Annotated in this window: 18 protein-coding genes; 2 read left to right on the top strand and 16 right to left on the bottom strand. The window is 54.0% G+C overall.

Annotated features, from left to right (window positions below; translation table 11 throughout):
* The first annotated feature begins 84 nt into the window (after positions 1-84).
* Positions 85-2,943, top strand: a complete 2,859-nt coding sequence (gene gcvP / locus C1A08_RS03875; protein ID WP_101571495.1) for an aminomethyl-transferring glycine dehydrogenase — start codon at positions 85-87, stop codon at positions 2,941-2,943.
* Between the two features lie 23 nt (positions 2,944-2,966).
* On the top strand, positions 2,967-3,530 hold the full coding sequence (locus C1A08_RS03880; RefSeq protein WP_101571497.1) for an FKBP-type peptidyl-prolyl cis-trans isomerase: 564 nt from the start codon (positions 2,967-2,969) through the stop codon (positions 3,528-3,530).
* Positions 3,531-3,724: 194 nt separating this feature from the next.
* On the opposite strand, the gene eno is transcribed toward C1A08_RS03880, so the two are convergent.
* The 16 genes from eno to rpsH all read right to left on the bottom strand — a co-directional run bounded on the left by eno (position 3,725) and on the right by rpsH (position 14,143).
* Complete coding sequence (gene eno, locus C1A08_RS03885) at positions 3,725-5,029, bottom strand: phosphopyruvate hydratase (RefSeq protein ID WP_101571499.1); 1,305 nt, start codon at positions 5,027-5,029, stop codon at positions 3,725-3,727.
* A 677-nt stretch (positions 5,030-5,706) separates the two neighbouring features.
* On the bottom strand, positions 5,707-6,291 hold the full coding sequence (rplQ, locus tag C1A08_RS03890; RefSeq protein WP_101571501.1) for a 50S ribosomal protein L17: 585 nt from the start codon (positions 6,289-6,291) through the stop codon (positions 5,707-5,709).
* A 92-nt stretch (positions 6,292-6,383) separates the two neighbouring features.
* Positions 6,384-7,376 (bottom strand): DNA-directed RNA polymerase subunit alpha, encoded by a 993-nt coding sequence (locus C1A08_RS03895; RefSeq protein ID WP_055202285.1) that lies wholly within the window; start codon positions 7,374-7,376, stop codon positions 6,384-6,386.
* 24 nt (positions 7,377-7,400) lie between these two features.
* Positions 7,401-8,009: a 30S ribosomal protein S4 gene (gene rpsD / locus C1A08_RS03900; protein ID WP_055202288.1), complete on the bottom strand. Its 609-nt coding sequence runs from the start codon at positions 8,007-8,009 to the stop codon at positions 7,401-7,403.
* Between the two features lie 117 nt (positions 8,010-8,126).
* Entirely contained in the window at positions 8,127-8,516 is a 390-nt protein-coding gene (gene rpsK, locus C1A08_RS03905) for a 30S ribosomal protein S11 (protein WP_055202290.1), read from the bottom strand.
* 12 nt (positions 8,517-8,528) lie between these two features.
* The gene (gene rpsM, locus C1A08_RS03910; RefSeq protein ID WP_055202292.1) at positions 8,529-8,909 is read right to left on the bottom strand and encodes a 30S ribosomal protein S13; all 381 of its coding nucleotides are present in this window, start codon (positions 8,907-8,909) and stop codon (positions 8,529-8,531) included.
* Positions 8,910-8,936: 27 nt separating this feature from the next.
* Positions 8,937-9,053 carry a 50S ribosomal protein L36 gene (rpmJ, locus tag C1A08_RS03915; RefSeq protein WP_009132884.1) on the bottom strand — a complete coding sequence of 39 codons (117 nt, stop codon included), beginning with the start codon at positions 9,051-9,053 and terminating at the stop codon, positions 8,937-8,939.
* 77 nt (positions 9,054-9,130) lie between these two features.
* Positions 9,131-9,349, bottom strand: coding sequence for a translation initiation factor IF-1 (infA, locus tag C1A08_RS03920; RefSeq protein WP_055202295.1), 219 nt, complete (start codon positions 9,347-9,349; stop codon positions 9,131-9,133).
* Positions 9,350-9,354: 5 nt separating this feature from the next.
* On the bottom strand, positions 9,355-10,131 hold the full coding sequence (gene map / locus C1A08_RS03925) for a type I methionyl aminopeptidase (protein ID WP_055202298.1): 777 nt from the start codon (positions 10,129-10,131) through the stop codon (positions 9,355-9,357).
* Between the two features lie 14 nt (positions 10,132-10,145).
* Complete coding sequence (gene secY / locus C1A08_RS03930; RefSeq protein WP_055202300.1) at positions 10,146-11,468, bottom strand: preprotein translocase subunit SecY; 1,323 nt, start codon at positions 11,466-11,468, stop codon at positions 10,146-10,148.
* A 10-nt stretch (positions 11,469-11,478) separates the two neighbouring features.
* Positions 11,479-11,925 (bottom strand): 50S ribosomal protein L15, encoded by a 447-nt coding sequence (gene rplO, locus C1A08_RS03935; protein ID WP_055202302.1) that lies wholly within the window; start codon positions 11,923-11,925, stop codon positions 11,479-11,481.
* 67 nt (positions 11,926-11,992) lie between these two features.
* Entirely contained in the window at positions 11,993-12,175 is a 183-nt protein-coding gene (gene rpmD / locus C1A08_RS03940; RefSeq protein ID WP_055202305.1) for a 50S ribosomal protein L30, read from the bottom strand.
* A gap of 11 nt (positions 12,176-12,186) precedes the next feature.
* Positions 12,187-12,705, bottom strand: coding sequence for a 30S ribosomal protein S5 (gene rpsE, locus C1A08_RS03945; protein WP_055202307.1), 519 nt, complete (start codon positions 12,703-12,705; stop codon positions 12,187-12,189).
* A gap of 5 nt (positions 12,706-12,710) precedes the next feature.
* On the bottom strand, positions 12,711-13,073 hold the full coding sequence (gene rplR, locus C1A08_RS03950) for a 50S ribosomal protein L18 (protein ID WP_055202309.1): 363 nt from the start codon (positions 13,071-13,073) through the stop codon (positions 12,711-12,713).
* Positions 13,074-13,088: 15 nt separating this feature from the next.
* The gene (gene rplF, locus C1A08_RS03955) at positions 13,089-13,646 is read right to left on the bottom strand and encodes a 50S ribosomal protein L6 (RefSeq protein WP_055202311.1); all 558 of its coding nucleotides are present in this window, start codon (positions 13,644-13,646) and stop codon (positions 13,089-13,091) included.
* Positions 13,647-13,744: 98 nt separating this feature from the next.
* The gene (rpsH, locus tag C1A08_RS03960; RefSeq protein WP_055202313.1) at positions 13,745-14,143 is read right to left on the bottom strand and encodes a 30S ribosomal protein S8; all 399 of its coding nucleotides are present in this window, start codon (positions 14,141-14,143) and stop codon (positions 13,745-13,747) included.
* Positions 14,144-14,204: the final 61 nt, after the last annotated feature.

The raw sequence follows: 14,204 nt of genomic DNA on the forward strand, positions 1-14,204 counted from the left end.
CGGGGACGACGGAGGGGTTCCGCGCCGTAATTCGCTGCGGATTATTACCTTTGTCTCTCGTTTTACCACTGCAACGCTGAACGCATGTCACAAGACCCATTCATCAAACGCCATATCGGAACCGACGAACGCGGAGTGTCCGAGATGCTCCGCACGATCGGAGTCCGTAGCACCGAAGAGCTGATCGAACAGGTGATTCCGGACGCGATCCGACTGAAAAAACCGCTAAACCTGTCTCCGCAAGGAATGAGCGAATACCAATTCGCCGCCCATATCCGCGCGATTGCCGGCAAAAATAAGCTCTACCGCAGTCTGATCGGCATGGGCTATTACGGAACGGCTACGCCGGCCGTGATCCAACGGAACGTTTTCGAGAATCCGGCCTGGTATACCTCGTACACGCCTTATCAGGCCGAAATTTCGCAGGGACGGCTGGAAGCGCTGCTGAATTTCCAAACGGCGGTCATTTCGCTGACCGGCATGGAAGTCGGCAACTGTTCGCTGCTGGACGAAGCGACGGCCGCCGCCGAAGCGATGCTGATGATGTACGCCCTGCGTTCGCGCGAAGCGGTCCAACAGGGGCGCAACATTCTGTTCGTCGACGAAAACATCTTTCCGCAAACGTTCGACTTGCTGCTGACGCGCAGCGAACCGTTCGGCATCGAAATCGTCTGCGACAGCTACGACGGGTACGAGTTTTCCGGCCGCGAGTTCGGGGCGATCGTCCAATACCCGGCAGCGAACGGAGCGATCTGCGATTACGACGATTTCGCCGCAGCAGCACACAGCCGGGGCGTCCTGGTCGCCGCCGTGGCGGACATCCTGGCCCTGGCCCTGCTGAAAGCCCCCGGCGAATGGGGCGCGGACATCGCCGTGGGATCGACCCAACGGTTCGGCCTTCCGATGGGATTCGGAGGCCCGCACGCCGCTTTCCTGACTACGAAGGACGCCTATAAACGGAATATGCCGGGCCGCATCATCGGCGTATCGGTCGATCGGCTCGGCAACAAGGCGCTGCGCATGGCGCTGCAAACCCGCGAACAGCATATCAAGCGCGAACGGGCGACCTCCAATATCTGCACGGCACAGGCGTTGCTGGCCAGTATGGCCGGTTTCTTCGCCGTCTACCACGGGGCGGAAGGGATCCGCCGGATCGCGCTGCATACGCACGGCCATGCGGCGGCGGCGGCGGCGGCACTCGAAAAACTGGGATACGAAACGGCGGCTCGGAACTTCTTCGACACGATCGAAGTGGCGGCCGACGCCGATAAAATACGCACGGCGGCCCTCGAAAGGCAGATGAACTTTTTCTACCCGGACAAGGAACGCGTCCGGATCTCGTTCGACGAACTGTCGACGGCAGACGAAGTGAACGCGATCGTCGCCCTGTTCGCCAAAGCGGCGGGAAAAAGAGCGCCGGTCGTAAAGAAAATCGCCGAAACGGCCGATTTTCCGAAAAACGTACTGCGATCGTCGCCCTACCTGACCGAACCGGTCTTCCAGCGCTACCGCAGCGAAACCGACATGATGCGCTACATCAAGAAACTGGAACGCCGCGACATTTCGCTGGCCGACGGCATGATCCCGCTCGGCTCGTGCACGATGAAGCTGAATCCGGCCGTAACGATGCTCCCGCTGAGCCTGGCCGGACTGGCCGACCTGCACCCGTTCGTCCCGGCCGACCAGGCGGAAGGTTACCGGGAGTTGATCGACGAACTGTCGAAAGACCTCGCGACGATCACCGGAATGGACGCCGTATCGCTTCAGCCGAATTCGGGCGCCAACGGCGAATATTCCGGCCTGATGGTAATCCGCGCCTACTACCAGAGCCGCGGACAGGGCTACCGCAACGTCGCGCTGATCCCCGCTTCGGCGCACGGCACCAACCCCGCTTCGGCCGCCATGGCCGGTATGCGAATCGTGACCGTGGCCTGCGACACGAACGGGAACATAGACATCGACGACCTGCGAGCCAAAGCAGGCCGATACGCCAGCGAACTCTGCTGCATCATGGTGACCTACCCGTCGACGCACGGAGTCTTCGAAAGCCGTATCCGCGAGATCGTGGACATCGTGCACGACAACGGCGGACAGGTCTATATGGACGGAGCGAATATGAACGCGCAGGTCGGGCTGACCAACCCCGGATACATCGGGGCCGACGTTTGCCACCTGAACCTGCACAAGACGTTCGCCATCCCGCACGGCGGCGGCGGCCCGGGCGTCGGACCGATCTGCGTCGCGCAGCATCTGGCCGAATTCCTGCCGAGCCATCCGCTGGTCGAAACGGGCGGCGAAAACGGAATCACTTCCGTTGCGGCAGCGCCGTTCGGCAGCGCCTCGATTCTGCCGATCACCTACGGCTATATCAAAATGCTTGGCGAAAGCGGCCTGCGACGCGCCACCGAAACGGCGATCGTGCAGGCGAATTACGTGGCATCCGCTTTGAAAGGAGAATACGAAGTGCTCTACACCGGAGAAACCGGACGGGTCGGGCACGAAGCGATCCTCGACCTGCGCCATTTCCGCAAAGATTACGGCACGGAATGCGCCGATATCGCACGCAGGCTGATGGACTACGGATTCCATGCGCCTACCCTTTCGTTCCCCGTCCCCGAAACGCTGATGGTGGAACCCACCGAAAGCGAACCGAAGGCCGAGTTGGATCGTTTCATGGAAGCGCTCGTACGGATCAAACGGGAGTGCGAAGAGATCCGCGACGGGAAGGCCGATGCGGACGACAACGTCGTGAAAATGGCGCCGCACACGGCAGCGGAAGGCTGTGCGGACGATTGGAGTCATCCTTACGGCCGCGAAAAGGCCTTTTATCCGCTGCGCCGGCTCCGCGAAAACAAATTTTTCCCGTATGTCAGCCGGATCGACGGCGGCTACGGGGATCGTAATCTTTGCTGTACCTGCGGCATCCTGTATGAAACCGAATAAATATTTACTTAAAAAAAGATAAAATGAAAATTGGAGAAAAAACATTCGTGGCTCTGAGCTACCAGCTGAAAGTCGACGGTCAGGTCGTTGAAACGGTCAAAGCCGAGAGCCCTTTGCAATTCGTATACGGAACCGGCTTCCTGCTGCCGGCATTCGAGGCGAACCTCGCCGGACTGGGCAAAGGCGATCCTTTCGCATTCCGCCTGGACGCCGCCAACGCTTACGGCGAAGTGATTCCGGACGCCGTGGTCGAACTGCCCAAAGAGGTCTTCATGGTCGACGGTAAAATCGAGGACGGTATGCTCGAAATCGGCAACCAGCTTCCGATGAGCGACAACCAGGGCAACCGGCTGGTCGGCGTCGTGAAAGCGGTCGGCAACGACAGCGTAACGATGGACTTCAACCACCCGATGGCCGGCAAAGCGCTGGAATTTTCGGGGACGATCGTCGAAGTGCGCGAAGCCACGCCGGAAGACATGATGACGGGGCATCCCGCCGGGGGATGCGACTGCGGATGCGGAGACGGTTGCGGAGACGGTTGCGATCACGAACAGGGGAACGGCGGCTGCGGCTGCGGTTGTCACTAAAAAAATCTTTCGAATTTACGGATACAATCCGTAACCGCATACAAAAGGCAGGCCCCTCACGGGGCCTGCCTTTTACATATTCCGACTCCGGCTAAACAGCTGTCCATTACGAGATAACCGCTCTTCAAGCAGAAGAGGAAGCGGCCTTGCGGGCACTTCCTCTTCTTTGCCCCGGCGACAGCCGGAAAACAGTCTTATTTCTTGTAAATCTTCGTATACCCGTAGATCGCCTCGTCGCCCAGTTCTTCTTCGATGCGGAGCAACTGATTGTACTTGGCCATCCGGTCGGAACGGCTCAGCGAACCGGTCTTGATCTGGCCCGAATTGGTAGCTACCGCGATATCCGCGATCGTTGCGTCCTCGGTTTCGCCCGAACGGTGAGACGTAACCGAAGTGTAACCGGCGCGGTGAGCCATTTCGATCGCATCGAGCGTTTCTGTCAGCGACCCGATCTGGTTCACTTTGATCAAAATCGAATTGCCGCAGCCCATCTCGATCCCTTTTTTCAGGAATTCCACATTCGTTACGAACAAATCGTCGCCGACCAACTGGCACTTGTCGCCGATCTTGTCGGTCAGCGCTTTCCAGCCGTCCCAGTCGTTTTCGCTCATACCGTCCTCGATCGAGTCGATCGGGTACTTCGAGATCAGCTGTTCGAGGTAAGCGACCTGTTCGGCAGAGGTGCGTTTTGCACCTTTGGCGCCTTCGAACTTGGTATAGTCGTAGATACCGTCTTTGTAAAATTCGGAAGAGGCGCAGTCCATACCGATAGCCACATCGCCGCCTTCGCACTTGCGGCCCGGCTTGTAACCGGCTTTCTTAATCGCCTCGATGATCGATTCCAGCGCGTCTTCGGTACCGTTCAGGGCCGGAGCGAAACCGCCCTCGTCGCCTACGGCCGTACTCAGTCCGCGGTCGTGCAACACTTTCTTCAGCGCGTGGAACACCTCGGCGCCCATGCGCAGCCCTTCCCGGAACGAAGCGGCTCCGACCGGACGGATCATAAATTCCTGGAACGCGATCGGAGCGTCCGAATGCGAACCGCCGTTGATGATATTCATCATCGGAACAGGTAGCGTCTTGGCGTTCGTTCCACCGATATAGCGGTACAGCGGCATACCGAGCAAATTGGCCGCGGCATGAGCGCAAGCCAGCGACACGCCGAGAATCGCATTGGCGCCGAGGTTGCTCTTGGTAGCGGTTCCGTCGAGCGCGATCATCGTTTTGTCGATGCCGACCTGATCGGTCACCTGCATACCGAGAATCTCCTTGGCGATGATTTCATTCACATTCTGAACGGCCTTCAGCACGCCTTTTCCGCCATAACGCCCCTTGTCGCCGTCGCGCAGTTCGAGCGCTTCGTTTTCGCCGGTAGAGGCTCCGGACGGAACGGCTGCACGGCCGACAGCCCCGCTTGCGGTAGTTACTTCCACTTCAATCGTCGGATTTCCTCTCGAGTCGAGGATTTCCCTTGCATGAACACTGATAATCTGTCCCATGACAATTTTCCTTAAATTAGTTTATAATCGGTTTATCTGTTTCGATCGCAACGCCGCCACCTAAGGGGCCCCTCGTATTTCCAACGCTTTTACCGGCGAATACCCGGCATCAGCAGAAATCGAAAACGCTTCAAAGATAGTGCATCGCGCCGGATTAAACAAGTTTTACAACGTGTCGTTTCCCTGAATCCGGTAAAAAATGCGTCGGAATATTGTCTGTTTTCCGGAGAATTTCGACCGGAAATCCGTACGACATCGGTTCCGACCGACCTCAATATTCCGCTTCCGGTCCAGCACAGGTACGAAACAGGCCGTGACTTAATCCCGCATCGTAAAGTCTTTTTTCGCCTCCGCCCGGTCGGCGCACGTTTCGCCGGTATCGAGCGCCAGCGGCTTTTTCCCTTCACAAACCGCGCCATAAAATCCAGGATCGCCTTCCGGAAATCGCACATCGGAATCTCGGCCATGTCGTGATCCACATTCCCGGCGGCGTAAAAACAAAAGGGCCCGCATCTTCCGGAAACCGCGCGGTCAGGTATTCGGCCCGAAGCAACCGACATCCCCGAACGTCGTCCGGCCGAACGGCACGTATCCCTCCGCATTTCGGCAGCCGTACCGGCATAAAACAAGAGCGGGGATTCTTGGAATCCCCGCTCTTCGTATGAAGCAACGTTTTATTAAGCCTTTTCTTCGGCAGGAGCCTCTTCCGCCGCTTTTTTAGCAGCGGGCTTTTTTGCGGCGGCCTTCTTTGCAGGCGCTTTCTTGACCTCTTCCGCAGGAGCCTCGGTATCGGTAGCGACCGTTTCCGCAGCGGCTTCGACCGGTTCGGCAGCTTTCTTAGCACCCGAACGGCTACGACGCGTTTTCGGTTTTTCAGCCACTTTCGCCTCCTTCGTGTAGGTTTCGTTGAAGTCTACCAGTTCGATGAAGCACATCTCGGCAGCATCCCCCAAGCGAAAACCGGTCTTCAGAATCCGGCAGTAACCGCCCGGACGGTCGGCGATCTTCGGAGCGATCTCGCGAAACAGCTCGGCAACGGCTTGCTTGTCCTTCAGGTAGCTGAAAACAACACGACGCGAATGAGTCGTATCCAGTTTGGATTTGGTAATCAACGGCTCGACGTACATTCTCAGAGCCTTTGCTTTGGCAACCGTCGTATTGATCCGTTTGTGACGGATCAGGGAGTTTGCCAAGTTGGCCAACAGCGCCTTGCGGTGCGCTGCCTGCCGGCCAAGGTGGTTAATTTTTTTGTTATGTCTCATAATTACGTGATCTTAAATTTTTGCTTCCAGGTTAAAAACCGATCCTCCTTCGCCGGGAGTCCGGATCAGACCCGTTACTGTCGCAGTTCCGGTTAATCCTTGTCCAGCTTGTAGATCGATACGTCCATACCGAAATGGAGATTCAGATTCGTCAGCAAATCGTCGAGCTCGGAGAGCGACTTTTTACCGAAGTTTCTGAATTTAAGCAAATCGTTCCGGTTGAAACGCACCAGATCTCCCACGGTTTCCACTTCGGCGGCCTTCAGGCAGTTGAGCGCACGCACCGAAAGATCCTGATCGGAAAGTTTGGTTTTCAACAGCTGACGCATGTGAAGCACATCTTCGTCAAATTCCTCCGTAGCACTGTTTTCCTCGAGGTTCAGTGTAATTTTTTCATCTGAGAAGAGCATGAAGTGATGAATCAATATTTTAGCAGCCTCTTTCAGTGCATCTTTCGGGTGAATGGAACCGTCCGTCGTAATCTCCAAGTTGAGTTTCTCGTAGTCGGTTTTCTGCTCTACACGGTAGTTTTCGACCGAATATTTTACATTCTTGATCGGTGTGTGGATCGAATCGATCGGAAGCAGACCGAACTCCGCGTCGGCGGGACGGTTCTCTTCGGCGGGCACGTATCCGCGCCCTTTGCCGATCGTCAACTCGATTTGCAGCTTTACGTCCGCATCGAGCCGGCAGATCACCAGATCGGGATTCAACACCTTAAAGTTCGTAAGAAAATTCGAAATATATCCGGCCGTGAGTTCGGTCTGGCCGGCTACGCTGACCCGCACCTTTTCACTGTCGGCACTTTCGACGGTTTTAATGAAACGTACCTGTTTGAGATTCAAAATGATCTCAAGCATTCCTTCCATAACACCGGGGATAGCAGCAAATTCATGGTCTACGCCGGCCACTTTCACCGTCGTGATCGCATACCCTTCCAGCGAAGAAAGAAGAATGCGGCGCAGTGCGTTGCCGACCGTCATCCCGAATCCCGGTTCCAGCGGACGAAATTCAAACCGTCCGAAAGAAGAGGTGGATTCGAGCATGATTACCTTTTCAGGTTTTTGAAATGCTAATATTGCCATAATTATTGCTCCTCGATTAAATTACTACTTAGAGTACAGTTCCACGATCAGTTGCTCGTTGACATTCTCCGGAATGTCGGCGCGTTCGGGCTTCGACAGAAACTTGCCCGTCATCTGAGCGCCTTCCCACTCCAGCCATGCGAAACGGCTGCGACGACCGCTGCCCAGAGCGTCCTGAATCACTTCCAACGATTTCGATTTCTCACGTACACCAACCGTATCCCCTTCTTTGAGCGAGTAGGACGGAATATTGACAACGTTGCCGTTCACCGTAATGTGGCGGTGCGACACCAACTGCCGGGCTGCGGCGCGCGTCGGGGCGATCCCCAGACGGTAAACCACATTATCCAGACGGCACTCGAGCAACTTCAGCAGGTTCTCACCGGTGATACCGCCCAGACGAGCCGCAGCTTCGTAAGTCCTGTAGAACTGTTTTTCCTGCACACCGTAAATCGCCTTAGCCTTCTGTTTTTCGAGCAACTGCGTACCGTATTCGGATACTTTCTTGCGTTTACGGGCAAGTCCGTGTTGTCCCGGGGGATAGTTCTTCTTCTCAAGCGCCTTATCCGTCCCGAAAATTGCCTCGCCGAACTTTCTGGCGATTTTTGTTTTTGGTCCTATATATCTTCCCATTGTTAGAAATTTTTCTTGTTTTTCAGAGTTTCCATCCAAAACGTTTCGATCCGTCCAGAGATCGCCGGAACACCGCTGTCGCAACAGCAAAGCCCCGGATATCCCTGAAACCGTCAATTACACGCGGCGACGGTTGGGGGGACGGCATCCGTTATGAGGCAGCGGAGTAACATCGATGATCTCGAGCACTTCGATACCAGCTCCATGGATGGTGCGAATGGCTGATTCACGACCTGCGCCGGGACCTTTCACATACACCTTCACTTTACGGAGTCCCATATCGTATGCAACTTTGGCACAATCCGTTGCCGCTGTCTGTGCTGCATAGGGGGTATTCTTTTTGGAACCTCTGAAACCCATTTTCCCGGCGGAACTCCAACTGATCACTTCGCCGGCTGCATTGGTCAGCGTAATGATTACGTTATTGAAAGTCGAGTGCACATGGGCCATACCTTGAGCGTCAACTTTGACAACCTTCTTTTTAACTGCTCCTGTTTTTTTAGCCATAACTCTCTGATATTACTTAGTTGCTTTTTTCTTGTTAGCTACGGTTTTCTTGCGTCCCTTGCGGGTGCGGGCATTGTTCTTCGTGCTCTGTCCGCGAACGGGAAGCCCCAAACGGTGACGGATCCCACGGTAGCAACCGATGTCCATCAGACGCTTGATGTTCAACTGAACCGACGAACGCAACTCTCCTTCGACTTTGTAACCTTCGCTGGCAATGACGTTACGGATGGCGGCAATATTCTCATCGCTCCAATCCTTCACCTTGAGGTCGTAACTGATCTGTGCTTTCTCAAGGATCGCGCGAGCGGTACTTCTTCCAATACCGTAGATATAGGTCAAGCCTATCTCGCCTCTTTTATTTTTGGGTAAATCTACACCGACAATACGTGCCATAAATGATAATCACTTTTAATTTTTTAACTAACCTTGGCGCATTTTCAACTTGGGATTCTTTTTGCAGATCACATAAAGGCGGCCTTTACGCTTCACGATCTTGCAATCCTCGCTTCTCTTTTTGATGGATGTTCTAACTTTCATTTTTCAGACATCTTAATGTGTGTGTTGTAAATCGCGACATTCCCTCCCGGGTCTGTCCTCTCATGTAGCCGGGCTACCTATTTGTAGCGGAACGAGATGCGCCCCTTCGTCAAATCGTAAGGAGACATCTCCACTTTCACTTTATCCCCCGGTAAGATCTTGATGTAGTGCATCCGCATCTTCCCGGAAATATGGGCGGTAATCACATGGCCGTTGTCGAGTTCCACCCGGAACATCGCATTGGACAACGCTTCGATAATGGTTCCGTCCTTTTCAATAGCAGCTTGTTTCGCCATAGAGCTTAGTTGTTAATTGCTTTTTCGATAATTCCGAAATCCGTCAGGACATCGGGCCCGTTCTCGGTAATCGCCACGGCAAACTCGAAATGAGCCGCCGGTTTGCGATCCCGCGTACGCACCGTCCAGCCGTCGCGTTCGAAAACGATATCACGTTTCCCCATGTTGATCATGGGTTCGATACAGATGACCATGCCCGCTTTCAGCAGCGGCCCCCGGCCTCTGGCTCCGTAATTGGGTACCTGAGGATCTTCGTGCATTTTGCGGCCGAGGCCGTGTCCCACCATCTCCCGTACCACGGAGTATCCGTGCTTTTCGGCATGTTCCTGCACAGCATTGCCGACATCGCCTACGCGATTGCCGGGTTTCGCCTGTGCGACCCCTTTATAAAGAGCCTCTTTGGTGACTCTGAGCAGACTCTCCGCTTCCGGAGCAATCTCCCCTACAGCAAACGTGTAGGCAGAATCACCACAAAACCCCTTCATAAATGTGCCACAATCCACCGAAAGAATATCGCCTTCTTTCAAAACGGTTTTCGAAGAGGGAATCCCGTGTACAACCTGTTCGTTGACCGACATGCAAAGCGTGTTCGGAAAACCGTTGTATCCGAGAAAACTGGGAACAGCCCCGTGGCTGCGGATAAAATCTTCGGCTATTTTATCCAACTCGAGGGTCGTCACGCCCGGCTTGATGTGCTTAGCCAGTTCAGCCAACGTAGCGCTCACGAGCAAGTTGTTCTCCCGGAGTAATTCGATCTCTTCGTGTGTCTTCAGATATATCATAAAACCAAATCCGCTTAAGCGCTTCTGCCCTTGATCCGTCCGGTCTTCATCAAACCGTCGTAGTGACGAAGGAGCAGGTAGCTTTCAATCTGCTGCAGGGTGTCGAGAATAACGCCCACCAGGATCAGCAGCGAGGTTCCGCCATAGAACAGCGCAAACTGATTGTTGATTCCGAGTTTCATCGCAAAAGCGGGCAGAATCGCCACGATCGCAAGGAAAACGGAACCCGGCAGCGTGATCCTCGTCATGATGGTATCGAGGTAATCGACCGTTTTCTTGCCGGGTTTCACGCCCGGGATAAAACCGCCGTTACGTTTCATGTCCTCCGCCATCATGTTGGGATTCACGGTAATTGCTGTATAGAAATAGGTAAATGCCACAACCAGTAATCCGAACACCAGATTGTACCAAAAACCCGAATAGTTGCTGAATGCCGTACCGATCGCACTGGTCGATTCGAACTTGCTGAACAGGGCGGGAATGAACATCAACGCCTGAGCGAAGATGATCGGCATCACGCCTGCCGCATTGATTTTCAGCGGAATGTACTGACGGACGCCACCATACTGTTTGTTGCCTACGATCCGTTTGGCATACTGCACCGGAATCTTGCGGACAGCCTGTACCAGAGCGATCGTAGCCGCGAAAACCAGGAACAACAGCGCCAGTTCGACGATCAGCATCACGAAACCACCGGTAGATTCCGTAAAACGGGTATTCAACTCGGCCATCAGCGCGTGCGGCAGCCGGGCGATGATTCCCACCATGATGATCAGCGACACGCCGTTTCCGATCCCCTTATCGGTAATCTTCTCGCCGAGCCACATCACGAACATCGTACCGGCAATCAGCACGATCGTCGCACTGACGGTGAACAATGCGCCGGAACCCAATACGAAAGCATAAGGTTGCAGCGTACCGTGCAAATTGGCCAGATAGGCCGGAGCCTGCAGCAACAGCACGATAATGGTCAGGTAGCGGGTCCACTGGTTGATTTTGCGGCGGCCGCTCTCCCCTTCTTTCTGCAGTTTCTGGAAGTAGGGAACTACGATTCCGAGCAACTGGATTACGATCGAAGCAGAGATATAGGGCATAATTCCGAGCGCGAAAATCGAGGCGTTGCTGAATGCTCCTCCGGAGAAGATATTCAGCAGCCCCAGCAATCCGTTGCCATCCACCTGACTCTGAAGGTCGTTCAGAGCAGCCGGATTGATACCCGGAATCACCACAAAACTACCGAAGCGATATACAAGAAGCAAAGAGAGCGTAAAGAGGATTCTCTTGCGCAGCTCTTCGATCTTGAATATATTCTTGATGGTCTCGATTAGTTTTTTCATTACTGAAAAGTTAGAGTTTTACAACCTTACCCTGCTGTGCTTCGATAGCAGCCGCAGCCGATTTTGAAAATGCATGCGCGGTAACTTCGAGCGCTACGGAAAGCGTTCCGTTGCCAAGGATTTTGACCCGGTCGTTTTTCGAAATGAAACCGGCTTCGATCAACGTTTCCACATCGATGCTCTTCAGGGAATTCTTGGTTGCCAGCTCTTCCAGAACACCGAGGTTAATCCCTTTGTATTCCACTCTTTTCAGGTTCGTAAAACCGTATTTGGGCAAGCGTCTCTGCAAAGGCATCTGGCCTCCTTCGAAACCTAATTTCGAAGAGTATCCCGAACGCGACTGAGCGCCGTTGCGTCCACGCGTCGCCGTTCCGCCATGTCCGGATCCCTGACCGCGGCCGATCCGTTTTTCTTTGCCGGTCGACCCTTCTGCGGGCTTTAAATTACTAAGATTCATCCGTTTTTCTGTTATTTACCGACCCGGAGCCGCCTCGTGGCCGCCCCTTCGCGGTGGATTAGAATAACTATTTTACTTCTTCAATTTTTACGAGGTGCTTCACTTTTGCGATCATGCCCAGTATGATAGCCGAATCATCGTGCTCAACGGTCTGATTGATCTTGCGAAGTCCCAGCGCATCGAGGTTCCTTTTCTGGAGTGCAGACGAACCGATGCGGCTTTTGATCTGTGTGATTTTCAATTTAGCCATTTCCTGACGAATTATCCGTTAAATACTGTGTCGAGTGATACGCCGCGCACTTGAGCCACGCTGTATGCATCGCGCAGTTCCAACAGTGCGGCAACGGTGGCTTTCACCAGGTTGTGCGGGTTCGACGAACCTTTGCTCTTCGCAAGCACGTTGCGGATACCGACGCTCTCAAGCACGGCACGCATGGCGCCTCCGGCGATTACGCCGGTACCGGGAGCGGCCGGACGGATCATCACCAGCGAACCGCTGTAACGGGCTTCCTGTTTGTGCGGGATCGTTCCGTGCAGCACGGGAATTTTAACAAGGTTTTTCTTCGCATCTTCAACCCCTTTGGCAATGGCGGAGGTCACTTCGCCGGCTTTGCCGAGGCCGTAGCCTACGACGCCGTTTTCGTTACCTACCACAACGATTGCCGAAAAGCTGAATGTGCGACCACCCTTGGTTACCTTGGTAACGCGCTGGATGCTTACGAGCCGGTCTTTCAGCTCGAGGTCGCTTGTTCTCACCTTTTTTATGTTCGTATTTGACATATCGCTTAGAATTTAAGACCACCCTCTCTGGCGGCGTCCGCTAACATTTTTACTCTACCGTGATACAGGTATCCGTTTCGGTCGAACGATACTTCGGTGATACCCTTCTGTACGCTGCGTTCGGCGGCCAATTTGCCGACCAGGGCAGCAACCTGCACCTTGTTCAGACCGGCCACTTTTTCTGCCACTTCCTTGTCCCGCGACGAGGCCGCTGCCAAAGTAACACCGTTCAGATCGTCGATAAGCTGTACCGAGATATGCCTGTTGCTTCTGAACACAGACATCCGAGGCTTCTGTGCCGTTCCGCTGACAATCTTGCGAATGCGCAGTTTGATGCGCGCTCTTCTTTCTACCTTATTCAATGACATAATTGTACGATTTTACTATTTAGCATTAGCAGATTTACCAGCCTTGCGACGGAGCTGCTCACCCACGAACTTAATACCTTTCCCTTTGTACGGTTCCGGTTTACGCAACGAGCGGATCTTCGCAGCCACCTGTCCGATGAGCTGTTTGTCGGCGCTTTTCAGCGTCACGATCGGGTTGCCTTTCTTCTCGGTAACGGCTTCCACCTTGACTTCGGGCGGGAGCATCACATAAATATCGTGCGAGTATCCGAGACTCAGTTCGAGAATCTGTCCTTTGGCTTCGGCTTTGAAACCGACGCCGACGAGTTCCTGCTTGATTTCGTATCCTTTCGAAACCCCCACAACCATGTTGTGGATCAACGCACGGTACAGACCGTGCATCGAGCGGTGACGGGGCTGATCGGTCGGACGGGTCACGTGCAACACGTTTCCTTCCACCTTCACGGTAATATCCGGATCAACCTGCTGGCTGAGTTGCCCCAGAGGTCCTTTCACACTCACCACGTTATCGGCGCCAACGGTAACCGTCACACCGGCGGGCAGGTCTACAGGTAATTTTCCAATTCTTGACATTTCTTCTTAATTCATTTGGTTTTCAAAAGTCCTTCCTCCGCGGGTTCGGGCCTCGCGGCATACGGACGACAAACTATCGCGTTTACCTCTTTTACAGATTAATAAACGTAGCACAGTACTTCACCGCCCACATTTTCCTGACGGGCTTTCTTGTCGGTCATAATGCCTTTGGAAGTCGATACGATAGCTATTCCCAGGCCGTTCAGCACACGGGGCATCTCTGCTGCGCTGGCGTAACGGCGCAAACCCGGACGGCTTACCCGCTTAAGGCCTTTGATCGCATTCACCTTGGTTTCCGGATGGTACTTCAAGGCAATTTTGATAACAGCGTGACCCTTCGCATCCTCCTCGAACTTATAGGCCAGGATATAGCCTTGTTCGAACAGGATCTTCGTGATCGCCTGTTTCATTTTTGAACCGGGAGCTTCAACCACCTTGTGGTTGGCTTTCACCGCGTTTCTGACTCGCGTCAGAAAATCCGAAATTGGATCTGTCATGTTATTAAAATTAGTTATTGTGTAAAAATTACAATTTACAGATTAAAAATCAGGCGCTAAA

The sequence above is a fragment of the Alistipes sp. cv1 genome, assembly GCF_900240235.1.
In the GTDB taxonomy this organism is placed as follows: Bacteria; Bacteroidota; Bacteroidia; order Bacteroidales; family Rikenellaceae; genus Alistipes_A; species Alistipes_A hominis.